The following is a 23,169-nucleotide window of genomic DNA, read 5'->3' as shown; positions in this document are numbered from 1 at the left end:
ATCGGAACGCGTCAGGCAGCCAAATCGAAGAGCTTCTTGGCCTTGCCCTCCATCTCCAGGCGGACATCCTGGTGCGGCTTGTCACGCGCGACCCGCGTGATGCCCTGCACAAAATCGAAGATCGACTCCGGCGGCCTGCCTTCTTCGGCCAACACAGCATCGATGATCTTCGTGGTTTGAACCTTCGAGAAGGCCCGCTTGCGCAGGAAGCTCTCGCGGTCTTCATCGGTGCGGGCGACGACACGCTCGCGCGCCGCCTTGATGCCGTTGACGAAGGGCATGGGCGAGGAGTCGGCGAACTGGATCAGCGCCGGCTCCGCCTCAGCGGCGAAGCGCGAAGCCGCATATTTGGAATGCCGGATGGTGATCTCCTCAAAATTTTCCACGCCCCAAAGATTGCGGTTCTGGCAAACCGCACGAAGGTAGAAGCTTGCGATACCCAGTGTCTTGGCGCCCACTTCCGAATTCCAGCAGTAGAAGCCTCGGAAGAAAAGATCCGGATCGCCGTTTGGCAGCTTTCCGGCCTCGATCGGGTTGAGGTCGTCAACCAGGAAGACAAAGACGTCGCGGTCGGATGCATAAAGCGTTGTCGTGTTCTTGGAGATGTCGACATTGGGGTTGTAGATTCCCGTCGACCAGTCGAGTACGCCCGGCACCTTCCACCGCGTATCGCCGGTGCCATTGCCGGCAATCTTCTGCACGGCCTCGACCAGCTCGTGATCGAAAATCCGGCCGTAGTCGGGACCGGTCACCGCCCGCAGCTCGACGCGGCCGTTCTGGATTTCAAGCGTCTTTACCTGCTCGGCCCGCTGCGAGGTCAGCCCGTATTGGAGATTGATGGCGGCAAGCGGGGCCGGGAGTTGGCGCAGATAAGCAGCCGGTGCGCCGACCAGGCTGGCAAGCTGGCCAAAGCTCCAATGCGTGGGCGCAACCGGTGCCTCGGCATCGGGCAGCATGAGCATGAGGCGTTCCGCGTCGTCGCGGCTGGCTTCGACGCGGATCCGTTCGCTCTCGACAATGCGCGTACGGCTACGCTGCGACCGTGCCCTCACCGAGTTCCGCAGGTCGGTGAGCGACAGGTAGCGCTCATCGGCCGGTCGGTTGAACCACTCCGACGACACGCGGCCGACGCGCTGGCCTCGGCTCACATCCACCTTGTAGCCTGCTCGCGCGTTGCGCGTCGGTGCCTGAATTTCCATATGTGTCATGGGTTTGCTCCGCGGCGGACGCCGGGAGCCTCTCTCCCGGACCTTCGTCCGTCCACCGAAAGCCCCGCCTTCTCTCTTCCTCTGCTGGCCGCAACCGTCGCCTATCGAAGTGCCCGCCGCGTGGCAGCGCCCAAACTCACACCCAAGGGAAGACCAGCCGCAGGCCGGGTGTTCAGCGAAGCCGGCAGCCCCGTTCCGGCGAGAGAGGCGGGTGATGATGCCCTGACGAATAAGCCCGTTGCTTCGATGGTAAAACCGTGACTCAATGGGGGCGTGGGATGCGGCGGCGTCCGGAGCAACGGAGGCAATGCGACGTTTCAGACTTGCTGACCTGGTGATCGAGGAGGCGGCGTCTGATCTACAGGCTGCGCTTGCGGATGCATATCGCAGAAAGCTGCGACCGCTTTGCTTGTGCAAAGAGCCCTCCCCGACGATGTATATTGCGCAGGTTGGCGACCAATACATGGTCAAGCGGATGCCGCTGTCGGGTGGCAGCCATGATCCTTCCTGTTTCTCTTACGAGCCGCCCGACGAACTGTCCGGCCTTGGCGTGCTGATGCGCAGCGCTATCCAGGTCGATTCCGAGAGCGGCATGGCCGCGCTGAAGCTGGACTTTCGCCTATCGAAGGTCGGCACGCGATCTGCGCCGGCAGTTGGCGCCGCAAGTTCGGACAGCGTGGTCGGGGACATCAGGAAACTCTCCCTGCGAGGCCTGCTCCATTATCTCTGGCACGAAGCGGAACTGACAGTCTGGACGTCGCGATGGGCTGGCAAAAGGCATTGGTGGAATATTCGTTGGCACCTCGTTGAGGCCGCTGGCCAGATGACGGTCAAGGGCAGAGCGCTGAGCGAAATCCTGTTCGTGCCCGAGCCGTTCCGGTCCGCCGATAAAATCGCGATCGAGCAAAGGCGCGGGCAGGCGCTTGCATCTGCGCTGCCCCCGAAGAGCGGCCCCAGAAGGCTGATGATCCTGGTCGGCGAGGTCAAGGAGTTCAGCCCGGCTCGGAGCGGCCACAAGTTGATCGTCAAGCACATGCCGGGGTTCGTGTTCTTGTTGGACGAAAGCCTTCATCGTCGGCTTCGAACCCGCTTTGAAAGTGAGATTGCACTCTGGGGCGCGGATGAGGCATCGCATTTGATTGCGATCGCCACCTTCGGGTTGACCCCGGCGGGGCTGGCTGTGATCGAGGAAATTGCCGTCATGGTGGTGGCGGAGAATTGGGTGCCGTACGAATCCGCCTATGAAAAGAAGCTGGTCGACGCCCTTGCCAGGACAAGGGAGCGAAGCGTGAAAGGACTGCGCTTCAATCTGCCGGCGGACAAGCCGACCGCGACGGCGATATTGCAGATACAGCCGCGGCCGGTTGGCCTCTATGTCGTACCGCCCTCCTCCGATGGCGCGTACCAGGAAATGCTGGGCGAACTGATCGCATCGCGACCGGAGTTCGATTCCTGGATCTGGCGCACGGCCGATACTGAGATGCCGACTTTGCCTGGCCGGCAAGACGGTGGGCCCGTCACATGAAAGAGGTACCGTTCGCGCCGCTCTCTCCGCCAGAATTTTCCTAATAATATAATCTTTTCATATAGCTCGCGGAATCGCCAAGCCCCTCAAAGCTGAAACATCCTTGATCTGTGTAATAAGCTTAGTCCGCGATGGCGTCGCGGTGTTCAGCGTCCTGTGGGGCCGCAAGCAGACGCTCCGGTTCTGCAATGAACTAGTCAGAACGCGACCCGGGCGCCTGGCGCCCGAATCCCGTTCGGATGATGCGGGGTCACTTCTTGCCGACGCCAGCAGCCGCCTGTTCGATGATCTTGGCGACAGCTGCGGGATCGGAAACGTAGACAGCGTGGCTGCCGGGCACTTCGACCGTCGTCGCGCTGGCCCGGATCGCCATCTGGCGCTGTGCCGGCGGCGGGATCATGTGGTCGTCGGTGGCGACGAGATACCAGCTCGGCTTCACCCTCCAGGCCGGCTTGGTGACCTTGCCTTCGAGCGCCGGAATGCCCCACGGAACCTGCGAGTCCGCCATGAAGGCAGCGAGCGAGGGACGCACATCGGCGGCGAACGCGGCAGCGAACTTGGCCTTGTCGAGCATCAGGAAGCCATCGACGGGCGGCAGGATCGGCGGCACGGAAGCACCGGGAGGCGGGTTGGCGATCAGGGTCGAGACCGACTCGCCGGCATCCGCCGCGAAGGCCGCGATATAGACGACAGCCGCCACCTTCGGATCGGTGCCGGCTTCCGACACCACGACGCCGCCATAGGAATGGCCGACCAAGATGACATTGCTGGGGGCGGCGGCGATAGCGCGCTTCGTCACCGCGACATCGTCGGCGAGCGAGGTCGTCGGGTTCTGGACGATGGTGACGTCGTAGCCGTCCTTCTTGAGTTGGTTGTAGACCCCTTCCCAGCCGGAGCCATCGACGAAGCCGCCATGAACGAGGACCACGGAATTTGCTGTGTTGTTCGACATTTGAGTTCTCCTTTTCAAAGTGTTGTTTGCGTTGGTGCAGGAGGACTATGCGACGACAACGACCCGCTCGCTTTGAGGCAGCCTTCAGGACCTCTTGATTTTCCCTTGAGATGGCTTTGATTTTGCCGCCACCGCACGGCTACAATGTCCAGAATCGCTATTAGCCGCGTTCCGGAGCCAGCAATTTGCCGTATCTTTTCGAGGATTTCGCTCTGGACGGCGATCGGCGCGAACTGCGTCGCGGCAACGACCTGATCTCTGTCGAGCCGCAGGTGTTCGACCTCTTACAATATCTGATCCGCAACCGCGAGCGGGTGGTCAGCAAGGACGATCTGGTTGATGCGGTCTGGCAGGGACGCATCGTCTCGGACGCGACGCTTGCCAGCCGAGTTAACGCCGCCCGCAGCGCCCTCCAGGACAATGGCGAGCAGCAGCGCCTCGTCCGCACCATCCTGCGCCGGGGCTTTCGGTTCATCGGCAGCGTGCGCGAGGAGGCCGGCGCCGAGGCGACAGCATCGGTGGAACAGGCAAAGCCTGGCCTTGGCATTCCCGCACGCCCCTCCATCGCCGTGCTGCCTTTCGTGAACCTGAGCGGCGATGCGGATCAGGACTATTTTGCCGACGGCATGGTCGAGGACATCATCACCGGCCTGTCGCGCATCCGCTGGTTGTTCGTCATCGCGCGGAACTCAAGCTTCACTTATAAAGGCCACGCGGTTGATGTGAAGCAGGTCGGGCGCGAGCTCGGCGTGCGCTACGTGCTGGAAGGCAGCGTGCGCAAGGTGGGAAGCCGCGTGCGCATCAGCGGCCAGCTCATCGACGCCGAGGACGGCAGCCATCTGTGGGCCGAACGCTACGACCGCGAGCTGAGCGACGTGTTCGCGCTGCAGGACGAGATCACCGTCAGCGTGGTCGCTGCGATAGAGCCCAATCTGCGCCGGGCCGAGATCGAACGCGTCAGGCGCAAGCGCCCCGACAGTCTCGACGCCTACGATCTTTTGCTGCGCGCGTTGCCCGACGTCTATACCTTCATGCCGCAGGGCGCCGCCAAGGGGCTGCCGCTGCTCGACCAGGCGCTCGCCATCGAGCCGACCTATTCGCTCGTCCACGGCTTTGCCTCCTGGGCGCATCAGACCATTTTCATCCGCGGCGGCATGCTGGCCGAGCACCGCGAGAAGGCATCCCGCCACGCCCATGCGGCCATCGAGCATGGCTCGGGCGATGCCATGGCTTTGGCCTTGGCCGGCTTCACCATTGGCCTCGTCGAGCATGACCGCAAGCTCGCCGACGAGGCGTTTTCGCAGGCGCTCTCGCTTAGCGCCTCGTGTGCCTTCGTCTATGCCTTCGGCTGCGTGCCGGTGGCCTATGGCGGCGATGCGACACGCGCCATCGACTGGGGCGAGCAGGCGTTACGATTGAACCCCCTGGACGTCATGAACTGCGTGCCGCAAGGCATGATTGGTTTCGGCAATTTTCTCAACGGCCGGCATGAACATGCGATCGCGGCCGGCCGGCGGGCGGTGGAGCTGAACCCCGGATTCAGCATCCTGCACGGATGGCTGGCCGCTCCCCTTGCCCGGCTCGGACGGATCGAGGAGGCAAAAGCGTCGGCCACGCGGCTCATGGCACTCGACCCACACTTCACCATCGGCAGTTGGTCCACTGCAGTTGGACTTGCGCCCGAGATCGTCGACAACGTCACCGACGCCTTTCGGATGGCAGGCCTGCCGGAATAGGAGCTCCGGCGCAAGTTATGTCCGCTTTTGGGGACGGACCGATCGTTGGAATGACCAACATCGGGCGCGTTGCTGCTCGGCAGCCTAATTCACGGAAGCGGTCCGACGTCTTCAGTGAGCATGGATACGAGGGTAGCTCGGAAAAGCTTCTAGGAAGCCCAGGGCGATTCCCAATTCTAGAACCGTACAACAAGCATTTTAGCCCCCATACCGGACGCTTCGCGGATGTCGACTCGCAGATCGCCGAAGCCCTGAGGCGGCTGATTTCCATGCCGCCCCAGATGCCGCCAATCTCGCTAGCTGAGCGATCCGGCCGCTTGCGAGATGAGCCCGGCGATCTCGTGCGGGTGAGAAATCAACGACAAATGGCTTGCCTTCACCTCGATGGTCTTTGCGTTCATGCGCTTGGCCATGAAGCGCTCGAGATCGGGATTGATCGTGCGATCTTCGGTCGAGACCGCATACCAGCTTGGCTTCGAGCGCCAGGCCGCCTGCGTTATCTTTCCAATGAAAAGCTTATCCGAGATCGGCCCCTGGACGGCATAGAGGATATGCGCCTTCTCGCGAGGAACACCGCCGGCGAAATCCCGCAGGAAAGCCTCCTCGCTGAGCTTGCCGTAGCCTTCGGACCAGACAAGGCCGGCCGAGGCAGGCGGCGCCGCAAAATTCTTAGCGAGCGCCGTGTAGTCTTCGCCCGCATCCGGAGCGCGCGCAGCGACGTAGACGAGCGAGGAAACCTTTGGATCGATCCCTGCCTCGCTGACGATCATGCCGGCAAAGGAGTGTCCGACAAGGACCGTCGGCCCGTCCTGAAGCGCGATCGCACGGCGCGTTGCCTCAACACCCGCCTCCAGCGTCGTCAGCGGGTGCTGGACGACGGTTGCATTGAAGCCGGCCTGCTGCAGCCGGCCAACCACCTCCGACCAGCACGAACCATCCGCATAGGCGCCGTGGACCAGAACAACATTGCGAACCTTGGGGGCCGTCTGCGCTCGCGTCGTCTGGGAGCTGGCCAGTATGCCCGCTGCCGCTCCAGCGGCCAGCGTGGCGGAGAAAGTGCGCCTATTCATCATGATCGTGGATTCCTTGAGAGTTTGGCGGATCGCGCCCAGACTTCGGCTGGAACGCGCCGCAAATGCGTCGCCCGGCGCCTACGTCCGGTCTTCGCAACCTGCCGGGCCTTCGTTACAGCCGTCACCGCTTCGTGATCGTTGAGTCGGCGGCGCTCCCCTCAGAAATATCGTCCCGATACCATCAAAACGATGTTCCTCGTCGCTCAGCGGCCCGCGGCTATCAGCTCATTTCGCGGCTGGTTTAAGATGTGCACTCGGAAGCAATTTTGCATTTCCTTGAAGGACCGGAAGCCGAGGCGCGGGGCAAGGCGGGACAAGGTTGTCGGGGATACCCCGCATCGGCGTGCGATTGAGGCGGCATTCTCGAAGGCAACGTAATCCGGTTCCGCAAACATCAGGCGCGCGACAGTTTCCAGCTTCGCCGGGAGGATGAGTTCCCTCTTTGCAACCCGTATTTTCAGTTCTGCGAGCGTTGGCGCCGGCGCATTTCGGGCCTGTCGACCGCTCGCCCGTAAGGGATCGGATAGCTCCATTCGCATGGTGTCACCGTTTGGCCGCTTGCATGAAGGTCTCGAACTCGGCATCGCCAATCGGGACTGTATGCTCGTAACCGGGATACCTGCCGGAATCGACCTCTCCCTTGTATTCCTTGAAGGCAGCGATGCGTTCGTCCTGGATCTTCTGCAACTCTGGGCCGAGGTTTCGGTAGACTTTTCCGTGTCGCGGCTTGTGGTTCCTGCCGTAGCCGCAGACATCTTCAGTGAAGAGGTACTGCGCATCCGCATACTTGCCGGCGCCCATGCCGAGCATGACGAGCGATGAGTTTTCCGCCAGAAATTTTGCGACACGGTCGGGCACGACTTCCAGTTCCGCCCCGAAGACACCGATCTCCTCGAGTCTCTGTGTGTGTCGCCACAGTCGGAGTGCTTCATCCGCGGTCTTGCCGACTGCCCGCCAGCCCGTCCAGGTGATGTATGAAGGGATCAAACCGATATGGCCGACCACAGGGAGGTGGTTGTCGCAAAGCGCCTTCTGGATGTCGTAGGACGCGGCACAGTAGAAGGCGTCGCCGCCGATGGCGGCGAAGTGGAAGGCCGCGCGCAGATAGTCCTCTGCCGTCGCGAGCGGCCGACCGGCAAAGCTCCCCCAGCCGCCATAAGGCAAACCGACCTGGACGAAACAGTTGCCGGCTGCCTCTCGCATCTCCTGGTCGAAATATCGACCTTCGATGGACAGCATGTGGATGCCTGCCGCGGCCGCGGCTGCTGCCTCATCGGGCGTTCTGACGAAGAGCATGGAGATTTTCTGTCCATTCCTCTTCATCTTTCGGATGTCCTCGACATGAGGACGGTTGTGATACATGCCCATGGTCAGCCTCCGCTGCGGTTCAGATGATCTTCAAAGGAATTGGCGAAGGTGTCGGATCGGAGTATCGCCGGCCCGCGCCCAGCATGGCTCACACCGTGAAAGCTCGCCGAAAAGCGTCCAGCGCCGCTTCCGGATCGTTTCGGGCAAAGGCTTCCAGACCCACCGGCCCGCGGTATCCCATCTCGAACAGGGCTCTCGCGATGTAGGGCCAGTTCATCTCTCCGGTTCCAGGTTCACAACGGCCCGGATTGTCGGCGACCTGGACTTCGCCGATGAACGGCAGGCACTTCTGACACCAGCGCACGATATCACCCTCGCCGATTTGGGTGTGATAGAGGTCGAGATTGATGCGCAATTGCGGCCTGTCGATCGACGACACCAATGCCAGCACCGCTGCCGTCGAACCAAACGCGCAGCCGGGGTGATCAAGCAGGTTCAGGTTTTCGAGCGTGAAGACGACCTCTTCGGCCTCTGCCATGTCACAGATGCGGTTCAACGTGTCGCGCGCCTTCAGCCACATCGGGCCGGTCTCGACGTCGGTCTTGACGATGGGAATCCCGCCCTCGCCGAGCCCGGTGCCGTGCAGGTTCAATCGGGCAACGCCGAGGCGCTTTCCGACTCTGGCGGTCTCAAGGGCCGATTTCAAGAGAATGTCCGCCCCCTCGTCATCGGCGAGCCTTCCCTCGAGATAGCCGTTCATGATCGTGAAAGTCGCGCCCGTCTTCACGAGCGCCTCGAGGTCATGGTCCGGCCAATTCCACAAGCCGACGCCAAAACCCATCTCATGCAGACGCGCGACGCGCCAGGCCATAGGCCGATCACGCCAAAGCATCTCGGCGCATGCGGCGAGTTGGAAAGGTTGGCCCATGACGGCTCAAAGCTCGACCAAGACGCGGCCGTTCTCGACCCTGGTCTTGTAAGTCTTGAGGTTCTCGCAGGCGGGTGGTGTTTCTACTTCGCCAGTCGTGAAGTCGAAAACGGAAGCGTGTTTGGGACACTCCACCGTATTCCCCATGACGAGACCGTCGGCGAGGTGGATCTTCTCGTGCGTGCAGAGCCCGTCCGTGCAGTAGTATTCATCCGCGTCGTTGCGGAAGATCGCGAAGGTGCGGCCGCCATTCTCGAAGCGCTTGGCTTCCTCAGCGTCGATTTCGTCAGCAGCGCAAGCGTCGACCCAGGGCATTGAGTACCTCTTCAGATATCTTGTGGTTTGAAGTCTGCACGAGCCGACGGCATCACCCCCTGGAGCAGAGCGACGGACTTCTCGAGCCCCTCCAGCGAATTCAGCAGCACGTCCTCGTGCTCGATGGAGAGCCAGCCGTCATAGCCGGCCATCTTCAGCCGATAGCAGAACTGCCGCCACCACTGCTCGCCATGGCCAAAGCCAAGCGTGATATAGCTCCAGGCGCGGGCCGGAATGTCCATCAGGCTGCCGTTCTCAAGCAGCGAGGTCGTTGCCTGAACGGGTCGGTTGAGCATCGTATCCTTGGCATGAACATGGTAAACCGCCTTGCCTAGGGCTTCAGCTGCGGCCAAGGGGTCAGCACCCATCCAGAACAGGTGCGAGGGATCCAGATTGGCACCCACGACCGGTCCCACCGCTTCCCGCAGTTTTAGCAACGAGGGCACGTTGTAAACGCACTGATTGCCATGGAGCTCGAGTGCGATACGGTCGACGCCGTTTTGCTTCGCCAGCGCCGCGATCTCGGTCCAGAAGGGGATCAGCTTTTCTTCCCATTGATATCTGAGGATCGTCTGGGTTTCCGGTGGCCAGGATGAGACAACCCAGTTCGGCATGCTGTCGCTGGCACTCCCGGCCGGCAGACCGCTCATGGTGCAGACGGTGCGAACACCCATTTCGCCGGCGACGCGGATCGTGTCCTTCAATCCCTCGCCTTGTGTGTGATCGGTTGGATGCAGCGGATTGCCGTTTGCGTTCAGGCTGATGATTTCCAGCCCGCGTTCCTCGAACGCTCCGATAAAGCGCTTCTGGGCTTCCTTGTCCCCCAGCATCGACGAAAGCCGAAAATGGGGGGCGGTCGACCAGCCACAGGTGTTCACCTCGATGCCGGATACTCCCATGCGCTGGGCATGATCCAACATCGCATCGAACGGCAGAGCGCCGAGACTGTCTGAAACGAAACCCAGCTTCACGCGTAAAACTCCGGCTTGGCAATCATCTGGACGGGTGTTCGACGCGCTTCCTTCAACGCGACCACGCCAGCCTCGGCAACGACGGCGGCGCAATAGCCGTCCCAGCAATCCGAGGCGGTCGCCGGGAAGTCGCCGGTCAGGACGAAGCGAAGGAAGTCGCGGTTCTGGCGACGGTAGGCATCGTAATAGCGGGTCCGCCAGTCGACATCGTAATTTGTGCTTTGGGTGAGCGCGGTTTCCGTGCGGGTGAAGGCGACGTTGTTGGTCGCCACGCTGCCTCGCTCGCCGACCAGTTCGGCGCGGACGTCATAGCCGTAGCTGGCGTTGTTGTTGATCTCGATGTTGACAAGCTGTCCGTCGACTGTCTCCAGCACCATCACGACAGGTGCGACACGGGCGTCCGAGCGGCGCGGCTGGAATGCGGTGATCGAGGCATATTCGGTGCCGAGCACATAACGCACGACGTCGAATTCGTGCGGTGCGGAATTGGTGATGGCCATCGCGCCGGTGAAATCGGCCGCGGGTGTTTCAACATTGCGGTGGAAATTGTGCATCATCAGCGCCCGGCCAAGATGGCCCTCGTCAAGCGCGCGCTTCATCTCCTGGTAGGAGCGATCGTAGCGCCGCATGAAGCCGAGCTGGACGAATTTCGCCCCCGCCTTCTGCTCGGCCTCCATCACTGCAATGCAGTCGGCGCATGCTTGCGAAAGGGGCTTTTCGCATAGAACCCGCTTGCCGGCGGAAATGCAGGCCGTCGAAAGCGGCGCATGCGTGAAGTCGGGGCTGGCAATGATCACGGCGTCCACGTCTTGCCGGGAGATGACGCGATCGGGGTCGGTAGCGATGTCGAACGCCCCACACGCGTCCGCGACGCGACGAGCGCGTTGCTCATCCATGTCGCAGACCAATTGAAGGGTTGCGCCGGGCAGTTCCTCGGCGACTATCTTGGCATGATCTGCGCCCATCAAGCCGGCGCCGATCACTGCAATGCGGATTTTCATTTCTGTCCTGCTTTTTTGCTTGTTCAAGTTTGGGAGGGAGAAGCCGCGCCTTAAACAGCATCCCAAGAAAGCCTATGGAGCGGCTGGGCTCTCCAGCACCTTAAGGGATGGCGCATGCCCCTCATGCGTTTCCATGTAACCCTCGACCTGGGCTTCGAGGTCGGCCATGGTCTCGCCGCCAGCCATCAAATCTGTGATCTCCTCGCGTGATTTTTCGCCCTTGCGGAAATCGGCGGCGATGGCACCGCGGATCAGCACGGCGAAGTGGTCACCGACGGCCATGGCGTGCATGACCTGATGGGTGATGAAGACCACCGCCAGGCCGCGCCTCTTCGCCTCGTTCACGATGCGCAGCACGTGCGAGGCCTGCTTGACGCCGAGCGCCGCGGTCGGCTCATCCAGGATCAGCAACCGCGCGCCAAAATATACAGCGCGGGCAATGGCAAGCGACTGTCGCTCGCCGCCGGACAGGCCCCCGACCAAACGATCGCCGTCATCGATGCGGGTGATTCCGAAATCGCGTACCGCTTTCACCGCGATCTCGTTGGCGCGCTTGCGGTCGTAGATCTTGAACGGTCCCCAGCCTCGGGTCGGCTCTACGCCGACGAAGAAGGACCGGCCGATGCTCATCAGCGGGAAGGTGCCGCCGAACTGATGCACCGTGGCGATACCCTTTCCCTGGGCCTCTCTCGGCCCGGCGAAAGTCACCGGCTGGCCATCCATCAGTATCTGGCCGCTGCTGGGTTTGTGGACACCAGCCAGCGTCTTGATGAGGGTCGACTTGCCGGCACCGTTGTCACCGAGCAGGCAAAGAACTTCGCCGGCGCGCACTTTTAGCGAAATATCGTGCAGGACGTCGATTGGTCCGAAGGACTTGTTGACGTTTCTCAGTTCGAGAATGGCAGGTTTGTCGTTCATGACGGGCTCATCTCCATCTCTGATCGGCTTGGCTGACGCGGTAGATCGGCCATCGAATTCGACGCTCGTTGGTCGATGCGCGTCCAGGGGCCGGCTGCGGTGGCTGTTTCTCATGGGTTTGCTGGCTCCCTCGGCACGCTTCGCTTGTTGCGCGGCCGGAAGTAGACAGCCAAGTCGCGGAAGGACTGGTTCATCATCACGGCCACCAGAAGCATCACACCGATGATCAGGTTCGACCAGTTTCGGTCGATCTGGGTGAAGTAGATGCCTTGGCTGACGATGGCGAAGGTGATGGTGCCGACGAAGATCCCGACGACCGAGCCGAAACCGCCGGTCAGCAGTACCCCACCCACCACCACCGAAACGATGGCGTTGAAGATGAAGTTCATGCCGCCGGAGACTTGCGCGGAATTGAACAGAATGGCCTGGCAGATGCCAACAAAGGTGGCGCTGACCGCGGACAACACAAACAGCGAAATAGTCATGCGGTCTGTCGGAATTCCGGCATTGCGGGCGCTGACACGGTCGCCGCCCATTGCAAACAGCCAGTTGCCGTAACGGGTCTTGTGCAGAACGAAGCCTGCGACGACTGCGAATGCAACCCACCAGACTATGACGACCTGGTGACTGCCGCCTATCAGCTGGCCGAAGAGGAATTTGGCCCAGTCCGGCGCGGTCAGGGCAACGCTGGCATTGCCGGTCAAAAGCACGGAAGCACTGAGCACCACGCCCTGCATGGCAACCAGCGTCGCCAGGGTAATGATGAGCGAGGGCACGGAGGTGCGGACCGTCAGCAGACCGTTGACGAGACCGACCGCCACGCCGATTGCCAGCGCCCCAGCTATCCCCACCGCCATGGGCAGTTCGTAGTAACCGGTGAGGATGGCGGTTGTCATCGAACCAACTGGGATCATGGCGCCGATGGAGATGTCGAGTTCGCCTGCGATCATCAGCAGGCCGACGGGAATGGCCACAATCCCGAGATTGGCCGCGAAATTGACCCAACTCGCTGCGCCAACGAGCGTAGCCAGGTTGGCGCCGCCAAACAGAACGAAGAATAACACCACGCCGATAAGGCTGAGAATCGAGCCGGCTTCTGGACGACGCAGCACGGATTTGATCGCGTCCATCATGGCTGTTTTTCCTTCTTCGACGAATAGCTGAGTGCCAATTGCCGGAAGGTGTCGTTGGTCAGCACCGCGATCAAAAGAAGCGCGCCGATTATGATGCTCCCTATGTTGGGATCCATGGTCGTGAAGTAGATCCCCTGGTTCACAATCGAGAAGGTAATCGTGCCAAACACGATGCCGACGATCGAGCCGAAGCCGCCCGTGAGCAAAACGCCGCCGATGACCACGCACATGATGGAATTGAAGATGAAGGACTGGCCGGCCAGAACCTGCGCGCTCTGGTAGACCATCACCTCGCTGACCCCGACGAAAGCAGCGCTGAAGCCGGACAGCATGAACAGGCCAATGGTCAGGCGCTTTGTTGGGATGCCGATGTTGCGCGCGCTTTCCTTGTCGCCGCCCAAAGCATAAATCCAGTTGCCAATGGGCGAGATGTGCAACAGCCAGAACAAGCCGATCACGAACACAACCCACCACAGGATCGTGACCTGAAACATGCCGCCGAGATAGTCGCCGAAGATTGCCTTGGTGAGCGGGTCCGGCACCAGCGATACGCCGGTGCTGCCGGCGATCTTGACGGTGAGACCCAGCGTCAGACCCATCGTGAGGAACATGGTGCCAATGGTGATGATGAGCGACGGGATGGTCGTTCTCGTCACCAGCAGCCCGTTGAGGAAGCCGACAGTGAGGCCAAGGCCAAGGGCTGCCACTATGCCGAGCCAATCTGGTAGCCCATAATGCCCGGAGACGATTGCAGCGGTCAGAGACGCCGCGGGGATCACGGCACCGACCGAGATGTCGAGTTCCCCGGCGATCATCAGCAATCCTATCGGCATGGCGATGATCCCGATCTCAGACGCGATGTTCAACCAGCTGGCCGCCCCGGCTGCCGACATGAAGCCGCTCCCGCCGAACAGGCCAAAGAAAAGCAGAACCGCGACCAGGCCGAGGAACGAGCCCGACTCTGGTCGACGCGCCAGCCGGCCGAGGGCCAGTCCGGACCGCGTGGGGTTCGGCGCCGCTGGGGTTGATGTGAACGTCACGGGATGTGCCATCAGGGTAATCCGCGAGCATGCGGCCGGCCATGATGCGGCCCGCCGCAGAGAGAGGTAAAAAGGGCCGCCCGACGTCAAGGCAGGGCGGCCCAGGCGGGAGGAACTATCGCGTCCCTGCTTTCACGCCAGCAATGGTGGCGTCGACGTTTGTCTTATCGATGATGCCTGGTCCGGTAAGGATCTCGCGGGTGGGCACCGACAAGCCGTAGTTGACGTGGCCATTGAGGATCGCGACGGCCAGGTATCCCTGCAGGTAGCCTTGCTGGTCGATCGCGCAGTCCTGCTGACCACCCTTGATGTTGTTCAGGATGGTCTCGTCAAAGTTCATGCCGCACAGGTGCACTTTTCCGACCTTGCCGGCCTGGGTTAGACCATTCATCGCGGAGTTGGCGTCGACGTTGCCGATCGTAAAGACGGCGTTCACGTCCTGATGCTGCAGCAGATAGGCTTTCACTGCCTGCGCGACGGCTGTGGCCGATCCGAAGGAAGTTGCGGGCAATGGCAGGACATCGGCTTGGCCGCCGCCATTTGTCATGCCTTCCTTGAAGCCACCGCAGAAGGCCTCGATATTGGCGGCGCCTGGCAGCGTGTTGATGCACACGCCCTTTTTGTTTCCGGCCTTGGCAAGGTACTCGCCCGCCGCAACGCCACCCTTGTAGTCGTCCGAACCGACATAGTTCATGGCGCCGAGGCGATCGGCCGCTTTCAGTCCGCCGGCATTGTAAATGATCAGTGGAATGCCGGCGTCCCTCACTGCCTTGAACGCAGGATCCATCGCTTCCGGCACCCAGTCCGGACCGACGATGGCGTCCGCCTTCTGGTCGATGGCCTGGCGGATCAGTTCGGCGGCGTCGACGCCCAGATTGTCATAATTCTGAGGTCCGAGCCAGGTGACCTTGCCGCCCTGAGCCTCCGCTACCTTGCCGGCGTCTTCGGCGCCACGCTTGACGATCGACCAGAACGGATCGTCCGGCTTGCCGCCGACGACGAAGATGTTGGCGGCGAGCGTCGCGCCGGTGCTGAACCCGACCAGCACCGCTGCCGACACAAGCGTCTTGAAAAGCTTCATGGTCTTCCTCCCAGATTTACCCCGCGGGGCTTTTGAACAAAAAGTCCTGCTGTCCCCGGCCCGCTCCTCACGGGCAAAGTCGAAACAGCATTTGGTTCGTCATTCGGCTGGCATTCCAGACGCCGGATCGCCGCGGCCTTCCTGCCGGCTCCGTACCTTTTCCTTTTTCTTGCGGAAGCGGGCCTTCATGATTTCGTCGGCTTCCTTGCTGCCGTCGTGCCAAGTGCCGAACAGCTTATCGAGGGGCACTAGCCCATCGCCGCCGTAGTTCACCTCGAAATATTTGTGGTGCAGGTAGTGCACGTAGGAATGGCTATCGAGGTTGACCTTGTCGGTGATTTCGAAGATCTCGAAACCGAGATGGCCGTTCACCGCGCCGAATCCCGCGCCGTGCAGCGTGAAGTAGGCGCAAACTGGATTGGACGGGATCAAGAGGTGTAGCCAGGCTTCGGCATGATAGAGGAAGCCTTCGACCGGGTGCATCGACAGCGACGACCAGGGACTCGGATTGATCGAGTTGTGATGGACCGAATGCACCCATTTGTAGAGCGGCGGCCAATGGATCGCCCGGTGCAGGAAGAAGAAATAGACCTCATGCACGGCCGGCGCGATAAGCACCAGGAACGACAGGTAGATCCAGTTTGTCGTCCACGGGAGCCAGACCGCCCAGCTGTTTGCGTAGACCCACAGCATCACGATCTCCACCACGGTCCACAGCGGTATAGTGACGAAAAACGAGCGGGTGAAATTGTCGATGTTCTGGTTTTGGAACCAGAATATGTCAGACGGCGCGTCTGACGGGAATTTTGGATTGTACTTGAAGCGGTTCTGTTGCTTGCGCTGAACGTAGTAGCGCAGCTCGAAGAAGCCGTAGAAAAGAAAAATTCCGGCGGCGTTGAGGCCGTATAACCAAAGGTAGTTGAGCAGCGAGAAGCTCGCGAGGCTCTGCCAGCTCGGAATGAGCAGATTTACCCAAATGAGCGACGTGGCGAGATGGAATGTGTTCCATGGCCAGAAGAAATCAGGAATCCAAGCGACTACCTTCTTTGCATTGAACGGACGGTGCCAGATCGGCGCCGGCTCGGCGCGGCGGTGCGGGGCCCAATTGCCGCGCTTGTCACGTGTTCCATACTGAAGGTCATCCATCGTAACAGCGCCTCCCCGCCCGGATCAATCTGGAGTCTGTGGGGTTCGGACCCCGTCCTAGGGCTCAACTGATCGAGCCCTCACTCGGCGCAATTCATATCGGAGGCTTGATATTCAGAGAAGGCATAAATAATATCAAAATTGCATTTGTATCATTTAGTTTCAATCATGATGATACAGCTGAGGAATGAGGATTCATGAAGCGCCCGACAATCCACGATCTCGCTACTGCGGCAGGGGTATCGGTGGCGACTATCAACCGGATTTTGAATGGCACCGTTTCCGTGCGCCCCAAAACCGTGCAACGCGTCCAAAGCGCGGCGGAAGAAATAGGATTCTACGGCATCGGCGCGATTGACGACCGGGCTCGTAAAATATCGCCACATTACCGATTGGGTTTCCTGCTCCAGCAGTCGACCCGCGACCTCTATCAGTTGTTCGGAAAGAAGATCGTTGCCGCTTGCCGCGAGCGACGGGACGAAGTGATCGAGCCCGTCGTCGACTTTGTGGATCTGCTGACGCCAGAAACCATCTCCAGTCGACTGATCGCGCTCGGCGACACATGCGACGCCGTCACGGTGATCGCTGCCGATCACCCGATCATTGGCCAGGCCATCCGTTCCTTGAAAGAGATGGGGAAGCCGGTGGTTTCTTACATTACGGATCAATCAGCACCGGAACGGGCGGCGTATGTGGGCACCGACAACTGGAAGCTGGGGCGCACCGCGGCGTTCCTGATTGCGCAAACGACTTATGGTCCCGGGCGCATTGCGGTTTTCATAGGCAACCATCGCTACCAATGCCAGGACGTCTCAGACGCCAGCTTCCGTTCTTATTTGCGCGAGCACGCTCCACGGCTGACCGTAGAGGAAAGCCGCCCCACGCACGAAGAATCGAGCGAGGCTTACCTTATGGTCTCCGAGCTTTTGAAGGCGACTGATGATCTCGTGGGAATTCTGATCGTCGGTGGCGGGATAACCGGCGTGCTTCGTGCGCTTCGGGAGGTTCCTTCCGAGAGGCGGTCCGGGATAAAGGTGGTTTGCCGTGACATTGGCCCCGAGACGCGAAAAGGCTTGTCTGAGGGCCTGATCACAGCAGCTCTTTGTCATCCCCTCGAAGCGACCTCGGCACTACTCGTGCAGACAATGATAGACGTCATTGGACCGCAAGCCCCTCTCGCCACCCTTCAGCGGTCAATACCTTTCGAAATAGTCACGCCGGAGAATATCTGACGACAATTCAGTTCGAGGGAAACCGGGCACGAGGCGATATCCGGTTCAGGCGGGTATCGACGTGATCTGATGGTGGACCTTCACGGAAACCTTCGTGGGCCATGGTTCGCCGACATTTCGAAATTCGCCACCGAATGCAGTTTAGAACCGGTCGGACCTAAAACCGGAGAGCAATGCCCTATTAGTTCCGTGCACCACCTCGGGACGGCCACGGCATGGCGTGCGAGACGCTTTGCTAATGCCCGCCGCCCAACGAAGCCATTCGTTCTAGAGGAACTCGATAGATTCGCGTACCGATCGCTGACCACGATTACATCAGCGCGCGCTTCTGCAGTCGCGCTCGTCTACGGTCCCAATTCTTGTGGCAGGCACAACAGGCCCTTGAAAAATATTTCAAATTCATCCTGCTGGTCCACCGGATCAAGGCCCCCAAAATTTCGCGCTCGCAGCTTCATCGTCGCACCGCAAGGTTGCCCAAAACCTCATTTTTCTGCCGACAGGCGCTCCGGAGTGATCATCCGTTCAGGGTGTCACGGGTGTGCTATACGGCTTTGATGGTTATTGGTTCGATGTTGCGCCGGCGTTGGCTGCCGGAAAAGAGCTTTCCATCCTATGCGTATCTGCCGGGCAGGCAACCGCATCCGGTGCGCGATCCCGCGGGACACAGCTACAATAGCGACGCCATGCTGTCGGCTGAGATCTCGCTTGATTCAGACACATTCCTCTGGGGTCTCGACCTCTTCAACCATGGCTATTACTGGGAAGCCCACGAGGCCTGGGAAGGTCTGTGGCAAGTTGCAGACCGAGGCTCTCCGCTTCGGACGCTCTTCAAGGGATTGATCCTGTTATCGGCGGCCGGCGTGAAGATCCGCGAGGGCAAGCAGGCGGCGGCGATGCGTCATGCCGGACGCGCCGCGGCGCTCCTTCGTCGGCTGATGAACACGGCCGATCATAGCTTCGAGCGTGCGCTCGGCATGTCACCCGCAGCGCTCGCCGAACACGCCGAAGCCACGGCAAGGACCCCGGCAGCCCTGCAGCCGACAGCGCTCGGTCAGCCGCAACCCGTGTTTGAGTTCATTCTCGGACCAAGCTCCGGCGGAAGCCCGATCAGATCGCAACAAAGACAAACAGTCATCCGGAGAAAACGCCAGGGAATAGACCGGCCTCGTTGGCCCCACGTCACTGGCGAACGACGGATGCCCAGGTTCCATTCACCTGGCCGTGTTTGATGGTGCGCGTAATTTCCTCACGTTGTTTTCGGAATTACAAAGGCTCAAGATGGACGGCTGCACATCGGTTCCGGCGCACAGCAGCCGAACGAGCACCGGGGCCGACGCGTATCAGCGTTAGCTTATGCCGATACTTATGCTGCCCAGACATTTATTGCTTTCAGCGACCGCCATCAATATGTAGCAGGACTTCGCCCGCTGTCTTTCAAGCCACCCGGAGAGTTTTCATGACAGAAGAAGCCGATCACAATCTCGACAGCCTCATCGAGCTTACCGCCGATGTCGTCTCAGCCTATGTCTCGAATAATCCAGTCCCGGTGGGCGATCTCCCCGCCCTGATCGGCCAAGTGCACTCGGCTTTGAAAAGCACCGCCGGAGGCGTCTCCGCAGCAGAGCCGGAGGCTCTCAAGCCTGCCGTCCCGATCAGGAAGTCGGTGACGGCGGACTACATCATCTGCCTTGAGGACGGCAAGAAATTCAAATCGCTAAAGCGCCATCTTTCAACCCGCTACGGGCTGACCCCGGACGAATATCGCGCCAAATGGGGCCTGGCGGCGGATTATCCGATGGTCGCGCCGAATTACGCTGCTGCGCGCTCTGCGTTGGCCAAGACCATGGGTCTCGGCCGCAAACCGAAAGAGGCGGAAACGCCGGCGCCGGCGAAGCGGACCCGCAAGAAGGTCGCAGCCTAACTTTATCTCTCGAGGGTCATTTTGGAGCGCGCAGCTGCTTATCGGTATGATCTGCGCAGAATAAGAAAAGGCGGGAACCAATCCCCGCCTTACCTCGCGTTCATCGCTCTTGCCGGGACGCAGGCGAAAATTCAGCCAGCTTTGCTGAGGTTGCCGGCAGAGGACTTGCCTGTGCGGCGGTCCTGTTCGATCTCATAGTTGATCTTCTGGCCGTCATTCAGCGTCGAGAGGCCCGCGCGTTCGACAGCGGAAATGTGGACGAAAACATCCTGACCGCCATTATCGGGCTGGATAAATCCAAATCCCTTGGTGCTGTTGAACCACTTCACGGTTCCGGTCGCCATATCTGTGCATTCCTCTGTGACAACTGCGACGTGGACTTGGCCGCTAAGCCAGTCCGGTTGATTTCGAGACTGGGAGTTAAACGCAGCAGAAGCGAAAATTGCAAGACCCCATTCTATCGGCCAGTGGTGTGGGTCGCGCACGACGAGGATGCTCTCTATCGCGGCGCCTCAACTGTCGGCGCAAGTCCAAGGCTTCTTCACCGATCGTGCGCTGATCGGCACTGATCGGCGCTTACGCGGAGCGTGGCGTGCTCCTGTGCGCTTGGCTTGTCGCAATGGCGATAAACCGTCGCTTGACCGCTGCAAACAGCGCTGGCGGCAACGGCCCGTAATAGCCGCTCTCCGTGTCCAGCGGCCGGATATCGGGGCCCGGCCAGGCGAACCGGTTGCTTTCCGTCAAAACGATCCACGACCGCTCGCCGTCGAGCCGCAGGCGCAACTTGACCGCAGCCGGGATTTCGATGGCATTGGCGGGATCGGAGGGCGGTGTGTGCGTGATCGGCAGGACTCGGACAACCGGTGAGCCGTCCTCCTGCATGGCGACCAGCGCTAGCACCAGGCAGGGCCGGTCCTTGTCGCCTTCCTCGCGGCCTTCGCGATGTTGCCAATACCAGAGATATGAATAACGAAAAACGTGGCCGACCTTGATTTCAGCCGGCAGCATTTTTTGCCGTCAGACCTTTTGCCGGAAGAAGTTCGTCGTTGAGATGGTCAAGACCCGGCTCCATTTCGGCGGCTTCGACCGCGGCGATTTCGTCCGCACTGAGCTCTGTCGTCAGCTCGACCCGTCGGTCCCGCTTGGAGAGCCGGATGAAATCCTCGTAAGCCAGCAGCACGGTGCGCGGCCGGCCGTTCTTGGTGATGATGACCGGGTCGCGAACCGCGGCATCCTGATAGGCGCCGAAGTTTTTCGAGACGGCGGCGGCGGTGACGGTAGTGGTCATCGGCAGAGCTCCTTTCTTCCGGAATATACGGACTTTCCGGGCTTTCCACAAGTATCGACAGGCCCGCGAAAAAACTACTGCCCGAACAAAGACGGCCTTTGTGCACTATTACGACACCGATTCACGGTAGCGCCTTGGCAGTAAAGCGCCCACTCTTCCACCATCCAAAGGCCGATCAAGTCCAAGGACCCGACGCCTCCTTCGGCTCGGGATCTGTTTCTATGGGACCGAGCGTCACCGTCCTGCTTCCTTGATCCCTTGCCTTCCCTTACAATCTCTTCCGGACACAGAGGAGTTCCGCCATGAGCGAAGACGCCTTCAACATGTCGATCCGCAAGTTCCTAAAGGAAGTCGGCGTCACCTCCCAGCGCAAGATCGAGGAGACGGTGCGCGAAGGGCAAATCGGCGGCGAGAAGAAGAAGTTGAACGTCCGCATGACGCTGACGGCGGAAGGCACCGGCCTCAACCACGTGGTGGACGGCGAGATCGAACTTCCATAAGCCAGGCCAAACGTCCGACGCGGCCGAAAGCGTCGAGACGGATTGGCAGTTGGAATGGGATCTGGTCGGATCCACGCAGTACCGCTCACCACGCTCTTGGCTATCGGCCCGACTGGTGCAGTTCGAATACAAGCGAAAACGAGGCCCTCGGCCCGTTGCGGACTGCGCCGCTCATTCGACATCGACATTGGCCAGCGGCCACGCCGGGCCATCGCCAGTCGCCTCCTCCTCCCGGCCAAGCTCCCGCAGCACCTGGCTTGCCGACACCCGCCAGGCAAGCCATTCGAGACGATCATGGGCGATCTGTTCAATGTACTGACCGTAAAGCTGCGGATAGGCGGTCCTCAGCCAAAATCGATGCTGCGGACAAAGCGCCATTGCCGCAAACACCTTGTCGCGCCACGCGTTCCGGATCTCCGGCTCGAAAAGATCGGGCTGAACACGCACGGTCTTCGGACCTCTCCAGGAGAAAGGCTCCAGAAGGACATCACAGCTCCACTTCACTTCCTGATTTTGTGTCACGGTTCCTGCGCAAGCTCTTCGTGGGGCCAGCGATGTGCTCGCAACTTCATCCGGTCATCCTCGCGGTGGCGCCGTTGGCTTTAAGCGCCGCCATCAGCATAGGCCCGACGGAGAACTGCCCTGCCCTCGCCTTTTCGGTCAGTACCCGCAGATAACCGCCGGCCGAGTTGATATGCTGCGCCCTTTGCAGGATGCAGGCAATCACGATCGCGGCGACCTCCTGGCCCATCACATGGCAAGCCTCTTCATAGGCCGAGGGCGACACGCCAAGGTAGCCTCGCACCTGAGCCGCGGTGATCATCAAGTCGCGCCAGTTTGCGATCCCGTCGGCTGCATAGTCGGCAATCTCGGGGCAGGCTTTCAGCACAAGTCCGATCGGATAGCCTTTCGGCTTCTCGTCGGCTGCCCGTCTTGGTTCGACCGTCGCCCCGCTTTTCTCTAAAGCAGGTTCAAATTCAAAAGTAGAGTCGGTGTTTGAATCAGATTGCTGCCGCTCAGTTTGGGACTCATTGCCGCTCGGAATTGTGAAATTCATGAAGCTTTCCAGCATGCTATCCACTTCGTCATGGAGCATGGTCAGCTCAGCAACGATCCCTCCCAGCTCAGGCAACCCTGCCCGCCTCGGAATCGCCTCCACGATGGCCCTGAACCGCGTCCAGATGGCTCCCCAGTCGCCAGGTGCGCCCTCGTCGATCGCGGCCTCGACCAGCTTATGGATGTCACGGCGATGGAGCGTGATCCGCTCCCGCATCAATTTGAGCGCCCGGCTGTCGGCGCGAACCTGCTCGGCCGCGCGCTGGAACTCCTCAGCCCGCGTCAGCAGCGGCGCCAGTGAGAAGCCAAAGGCTTCCATGACGGTCCCCCCCTGCCCCTTGCGAGCGAACCTTTTGCCGTTCGGACTGTCACGGCGGATGATTAGACCGCAGGTCACCAGTTCGGCCAGATTCCGGCGCAGCGTGGAATCTGCCATGCCGTGCGCTCGCATTGACAGCTGGGCGTTCGAGGGGAAGACCATAAGGCCGTTTTCCTCACTTATCTGGTCGTCCGGATAGAATGACAACAGCCCGCTCAGCACGGCCAAAGCGCGGTCTCCCACTCCGATGATCGACTTGCCCTCGCAAAGCCAGCGATAGACCTGCCATTTCTCCACGGCAGACCCTTGCGGGATCTCTCGTGCCGCCACGTTCGCCTGCACCAGCGCAAGCGTCATCGGCCGCCGCCCAAAGGGCGTCGTTGCGGTATGCGTTCCCATTTCTCTTCCACCTATTGCTAGGCAAAAGAAATCAGCTCGCCAAATCGGCGCCAATGACTCTTGACAGTGATTCGTGGATTTGCGATTCTCAGACTGCTTAGATCATGAGAGAGGCTTCC

Annotated in this window: 24 protein-coding genes; 6 read left to right on the top strand and 18 right to left on the bottom strand. The window is 60.6% G+C overall.

The features are described 5' to 3' along the window. Window positions 1-11: 11 nt before the first annotated feature. A complete protein-coding gene (locus tag RQ479_RS33240) occupies window positions 12-1,208 on the bottom strand; it encodes a DUF932 domain-containing protein (RefSeq protein WP_376706191.1) in 1,197 nt (398 codons plus the stop codon). Between the two features lie 265 nt (window positions 1,209-1,473). Between RQ479_RS33240 and RQ479_RS33235 the strand changes: the two genes are divergently transcribed. After that, window positions 1,474-2,733, top strand: coding sequence for a DUF1173 domain-containing protein (locus RQ479_RS33235; protein ID WP_376706190.1), 1,260 nt, complete (start codon window positions 1,474-1,476; stop codon window positions 2,731-2,733). A gap of 250 nt (window positions 2,734-2,983) precedes the next feature. On the opposite strand, the gene RQ479_RS33230 is transcribed toward RQ479_RS33235, so the two are convergent. Continuing rightward, complete coding sequence (locus tag RQ479_RS33230; RefSeq protein ID WP_376706189.1) at window positions 2,984-3,685, bottom strand: alpha/beta hydrolase; 702 nt, start codon at window positions 3,683-3,685, stop codon at window positions 2,984-2,986. Window positions 3,686-3,870: 185 nt separating this feature from the next. Here RQ479_RS33230 and RQ479_RS33225 point away from each other — a divergent pair, with 185 nt between their 5' ends. Beyond that, on the top strand, window positions 3,871-5,421 hold the full coding sequence (locus RQ479_RS33225; RefSeq protein ID WP_376706188.1) for a winged helix-turn-helix domain-containing protein: 1,551 nt from the start codon (window positions 3,871-3,873) through the stop codon (window positions 5,419-5,421). Window positions 5,422-5,717: 296 nt separating this feature from the next. Here the strand turns inward: RQ479_RS33225 and RQ479_RS33220 are convergent, their stop codons facing one another. From RQ479_RS33220 to RQ479_RS33170, 11 genes are all read right to left on the bottom strand, one after another. Beyond that, entirely contained in the window at window positions 5,718-6,497 is a 780-nt protein-coding gene (locus tag RQ479_RS33220) for an alpha/beta fold hydrolase (protein ID WP_376706341.1), read from the bottom strand. Window positions 6,498-7,037: 540 nt separating this feature from the next. Further along, window positions 7,038-7,790 (bottom strand): 3-methyl-2-oxobutanoate hydroxymethyltransferase, encoded by a 753-nt coding sequence (locus RQ479_RS33215; RefSeq protein WP_376706187.1) that lies wholly within the window; start codon window positions 7,788-7,790, stop codon window positions 7,038-7,040. A 160-nt stretch (window positions 7,791-7,950) separates the two neighbouring features. Then, window positions 7,951-8,730 carry a TIM barrel protein gene (locus RQ479_RS33210; RefSeq protein ID WP_376706186.1) on the bottom strand — a complete coding sequence of 260 codons (780 nt, stop codon included), beginning with the start codon at window positions 8,728-8,730 and terminating at the stop codon, window positions 7,951-7,953. Between the two features lie 6 nt (window positions 8,731-8,736). Next, entirely contained in the window at window positions 8,737-9,045 is a 309-nt protein-coding gene (locus tag RQ479_RS33205; protein WP_376706185.1) for a MocE family 2Fe-2S type ferredoxin, read from the bottom strand. Between the two features lie 11 nt (window positions 9,046-9,056). After that, window positions 9,057-10,016, bottom strand: a complete 960-nt coding sequence (locus tag RQ479_RS33200; protein WP_376706184.1) for a sugar phosphate isomerase/epimerase family protein — start codon at window positions 10,014-10,016, stop codon at window positions 9,057-9,059. Further along, window positions 10,013-11,017: a Gfo/Idh/MocA family oxidoreductase gene (locus tag RQ479_RS33195; protein ID WP_376706183.1), complete on the bottom strand. Its 1,005-nt coding sequence runs from the start codon at window positions 11,015-11,017 to the stop codon at window positions 10,013-10,015. The genes RQ479_RS33200 and RQ479_RS33195 overlap by 4 nt, the downstream gene beginning before the upstream one ends. Before the next feature lie 72 nt (window positions 11,018-11,089). Beyond that, window positions 11,090-11,935, bottom strand: a complete 846-nt coding sequence (locus RQ479_RS33190; RefSeq protein ID WP_376706182.1) for an ATP-binding cassette domain-containing protein — start codon at window positions 11,933-11,935, stop codon at window positions 11,090-11,092. Window positions 11,936-12,045: 110 nt separating this feature from the next. Then, on the bottom strand, window positions 12,046-13,065 hold the full coding sequence (locus tag RQ479_RS33185; RefSeq protein ID WP_376706340.1) for an ABC transporter permease: 1,020 nt from the start codon (window positions 13,063-13,065) through the stop codon (window positions 12,046-12,048). Beyond that, window positions 13,065-14,198, bottom strand: a complete 1,134-nt coding sequence (locus RQ479_RS33180) for an ABC transporter permease (RefSeq protein WP_376706181.1) — start codon at window positions 14,196-14,198, stop codon at window positions 13,065-13,067. Before RQ479_RS33180 ends, RQ479_RS33185 begins: the two co-directional genes overlap by 1 nt. A 25-nt stretch (window positions 14,199-14,223) precedes the next feature. Beyond that, window positions 14,224-15,189 carry a sugar ABC transporter substrate-binding protein gene (locus tag RQ479_RS33175; RefSeq protein ID WP_376706180.1) on the bottom strand — a complete coding sequence of 322 codons (966 nt, stop codon included), beginning with the start codon at window positions 15,187-15,189 and terminating at the stop codon, window positions 14,224-14,226. A gap of 99 nt (window positions 15,190-15,288) precedes the next feature. Next, the gene (locus RQ479_RS33170; protein ID WP_376706179.1) at window positions 15,289-16,335 is read right to left on the bottom strand and encodes a sterol desaturase family protein; all 1,047 of its coding nucleotides are present in this window, start codon (window positions 16,333-16,335) and stop codon (window positions 15,289-15,291) included. A 197-nt stretch (window positions 16,336-16,532) separates the two neighbouring features. Between RQ479_RS33170 and RQ479_RS33165 the strand changes: the two genes are divergently transcribed. The 3 genes from RQ479_RS33165 to RQ479_RS33155 all read left to right on the top strand — a co-directional run bounded on the left by RQ479_RS33165 (window position 16,533) and on the right by RQ479_RS33155 (window position 19,488). Then, window positions 16,533-17,567 carry a LacI family DNA-binding transcriptional regulator gene (locus RQ479_RS33165; protein ID WP_376706178.1) on the top strand — a complete coding sequence of 345 codons (1,035 nt, stop codon included), beginning with the start codon at window positions 16,533-16,535 and terminating at the stop codon, window positions 17,565-17,567. A gap of 359 nt (window positions 17,568-17,926) precedes the next feature. Next, the gene (locus RQ479_RS33160) at window positions 17,927-18,796 is read left to right on the top strand and encodes a DUF309 domain-containing protein (RefSeq protein ID WP_376706177.1); all 870 of its coding nucleotides are present in this window, start codon (window positions 17,927-17,929) and stop codon (window positions 18,794-18,796) included. 227 nt (window positions 18,797-19,023) lie between these two features. Continuing rightward, on the top strand, window positions 19,024-19,488 hold the full coding sequence (locus RQ479_RS33155; protein ID WP_376706176.1) for a MucR family transcriptional regulator: 465 nt from the start codon (window positions 19,024-19,026) through the stop codon (window positions 19,486-19,488). A gap of 131 nt (window positions 19,489-19,619) precedes the next feature. Here RQ479_RS33155 and RQ479_RS33150 read toward each other — a convergent pair whose 3' ends face one another. The 3 genes from RQ479_RS33150 to RQ479_RS33140 all read right to left on the bottom strand — a co-directional run bounded on the left by RQ479_RS33150 (window position 19,620) and on the right by RQ479_RS33140 (window position 20,776). Then, window positions 19,620-19,832: a cold-shock protein gene (locus RQ479_RS33150; RefSeq protein WP_376706175.1), complete on the bottom strand. Its 213-nt coding sequence runs from the start codon at window positions 19,830-19,832 to the stop codon at window positions 19,620-19,622. A gap of 232 nt (window positions 19,833-20,064) precedes the next feature. Further along, the gene (locus RQ479_RS33145) at window positions 20,065-20,496 is read right to left on the bottom strand and encodes a plasmid maintenance toxin (PemK-like) (protein WP_376706174.1); all 432 of its coding nucleotides are present in this window, start codon (window positions 20,494-20,496) and stop codon (window positions 20,065-20,067) included. Then, window positions 20,483-20,776 (bottom strand): type II toxin-antitoxin system Phd/YefM family antitoxin, encoded by a 294-nt coding sequence (locus RQ479_RS33140; protein ID WP_376706173.1) that lies wholly within the window; start codon window positions 20,774-20,776, stop codon window positions 20,483-20,485. The genes RQ479_RS33145 and RQ479_RS33140 overlap by 14 nt, the downstream gene beginning before the upstream one ends. Window positions 20,777-21,078: 302 nt before the next feature. Between RQ479_RS33140 and RQ479_RS33135 the strand changes: the two genes are divergently transcribed. After that, the gene (locus RQ479_RS33135) at window positions 21,079-21,276 is read left to right on the top strand and encodes a DUF6494 family protein (RefSeq protein WP_376706172.1); all 198 of its coding nucleotides are present in this window, start codon (window positions 21,079-21,081) and stop codon (window positions 21,274-21,276) included. 171 nt (window positions 21,277-21,447) lie between these two features. Here the strand turns inward: RQ479_RS33135 and RQ479_RS33130 are convergent, their stop codons facing one another. Both RQ479_RS33130 and repC read right to left on the bottom strand, forming a co-directional pair. Then, window positions 21,448-21,798 carry a DUF5131 family protein gene (locus RQ479_RS33130; protein ID WP_376706171.1) on the bottom strand — a complete coding sequence of 117 codons (351 nt, stop codon included), beginning with the start codon at window positions 21,796-21,798 and terminating at the stop codon, window positions 21,448-21,450. A gap of 46 nt (window positions 21,799-21,844) precedes the next feature. After that, window positions 21,845-23,050, bottom strand: coding sequence for a plasmid replication protein RepC (repC, locus tag RQ479_RS33125; RefSeq protein WP_140662142.1), 1,206 nt, complete (start codon window positions 23,048-23,050; stop codon window positions 21,845-21,847). Window positions 23,051-23,169: the final 119 nt, after the last annotated feature.

It is taken from the genome of Mesorhizobium sp. ISC25 (assembly GCF_042295465.1).
Taxonomy (GTDB): domain Bacteria; phylum Pseudomonadota; class Alphaproteobacteria; order Rhizobiales; family Rhizobiaceae; genus Mesorhizobium.
This window is presented reverse-complemented; position numbering and strand designations above follow the sequence as displayed.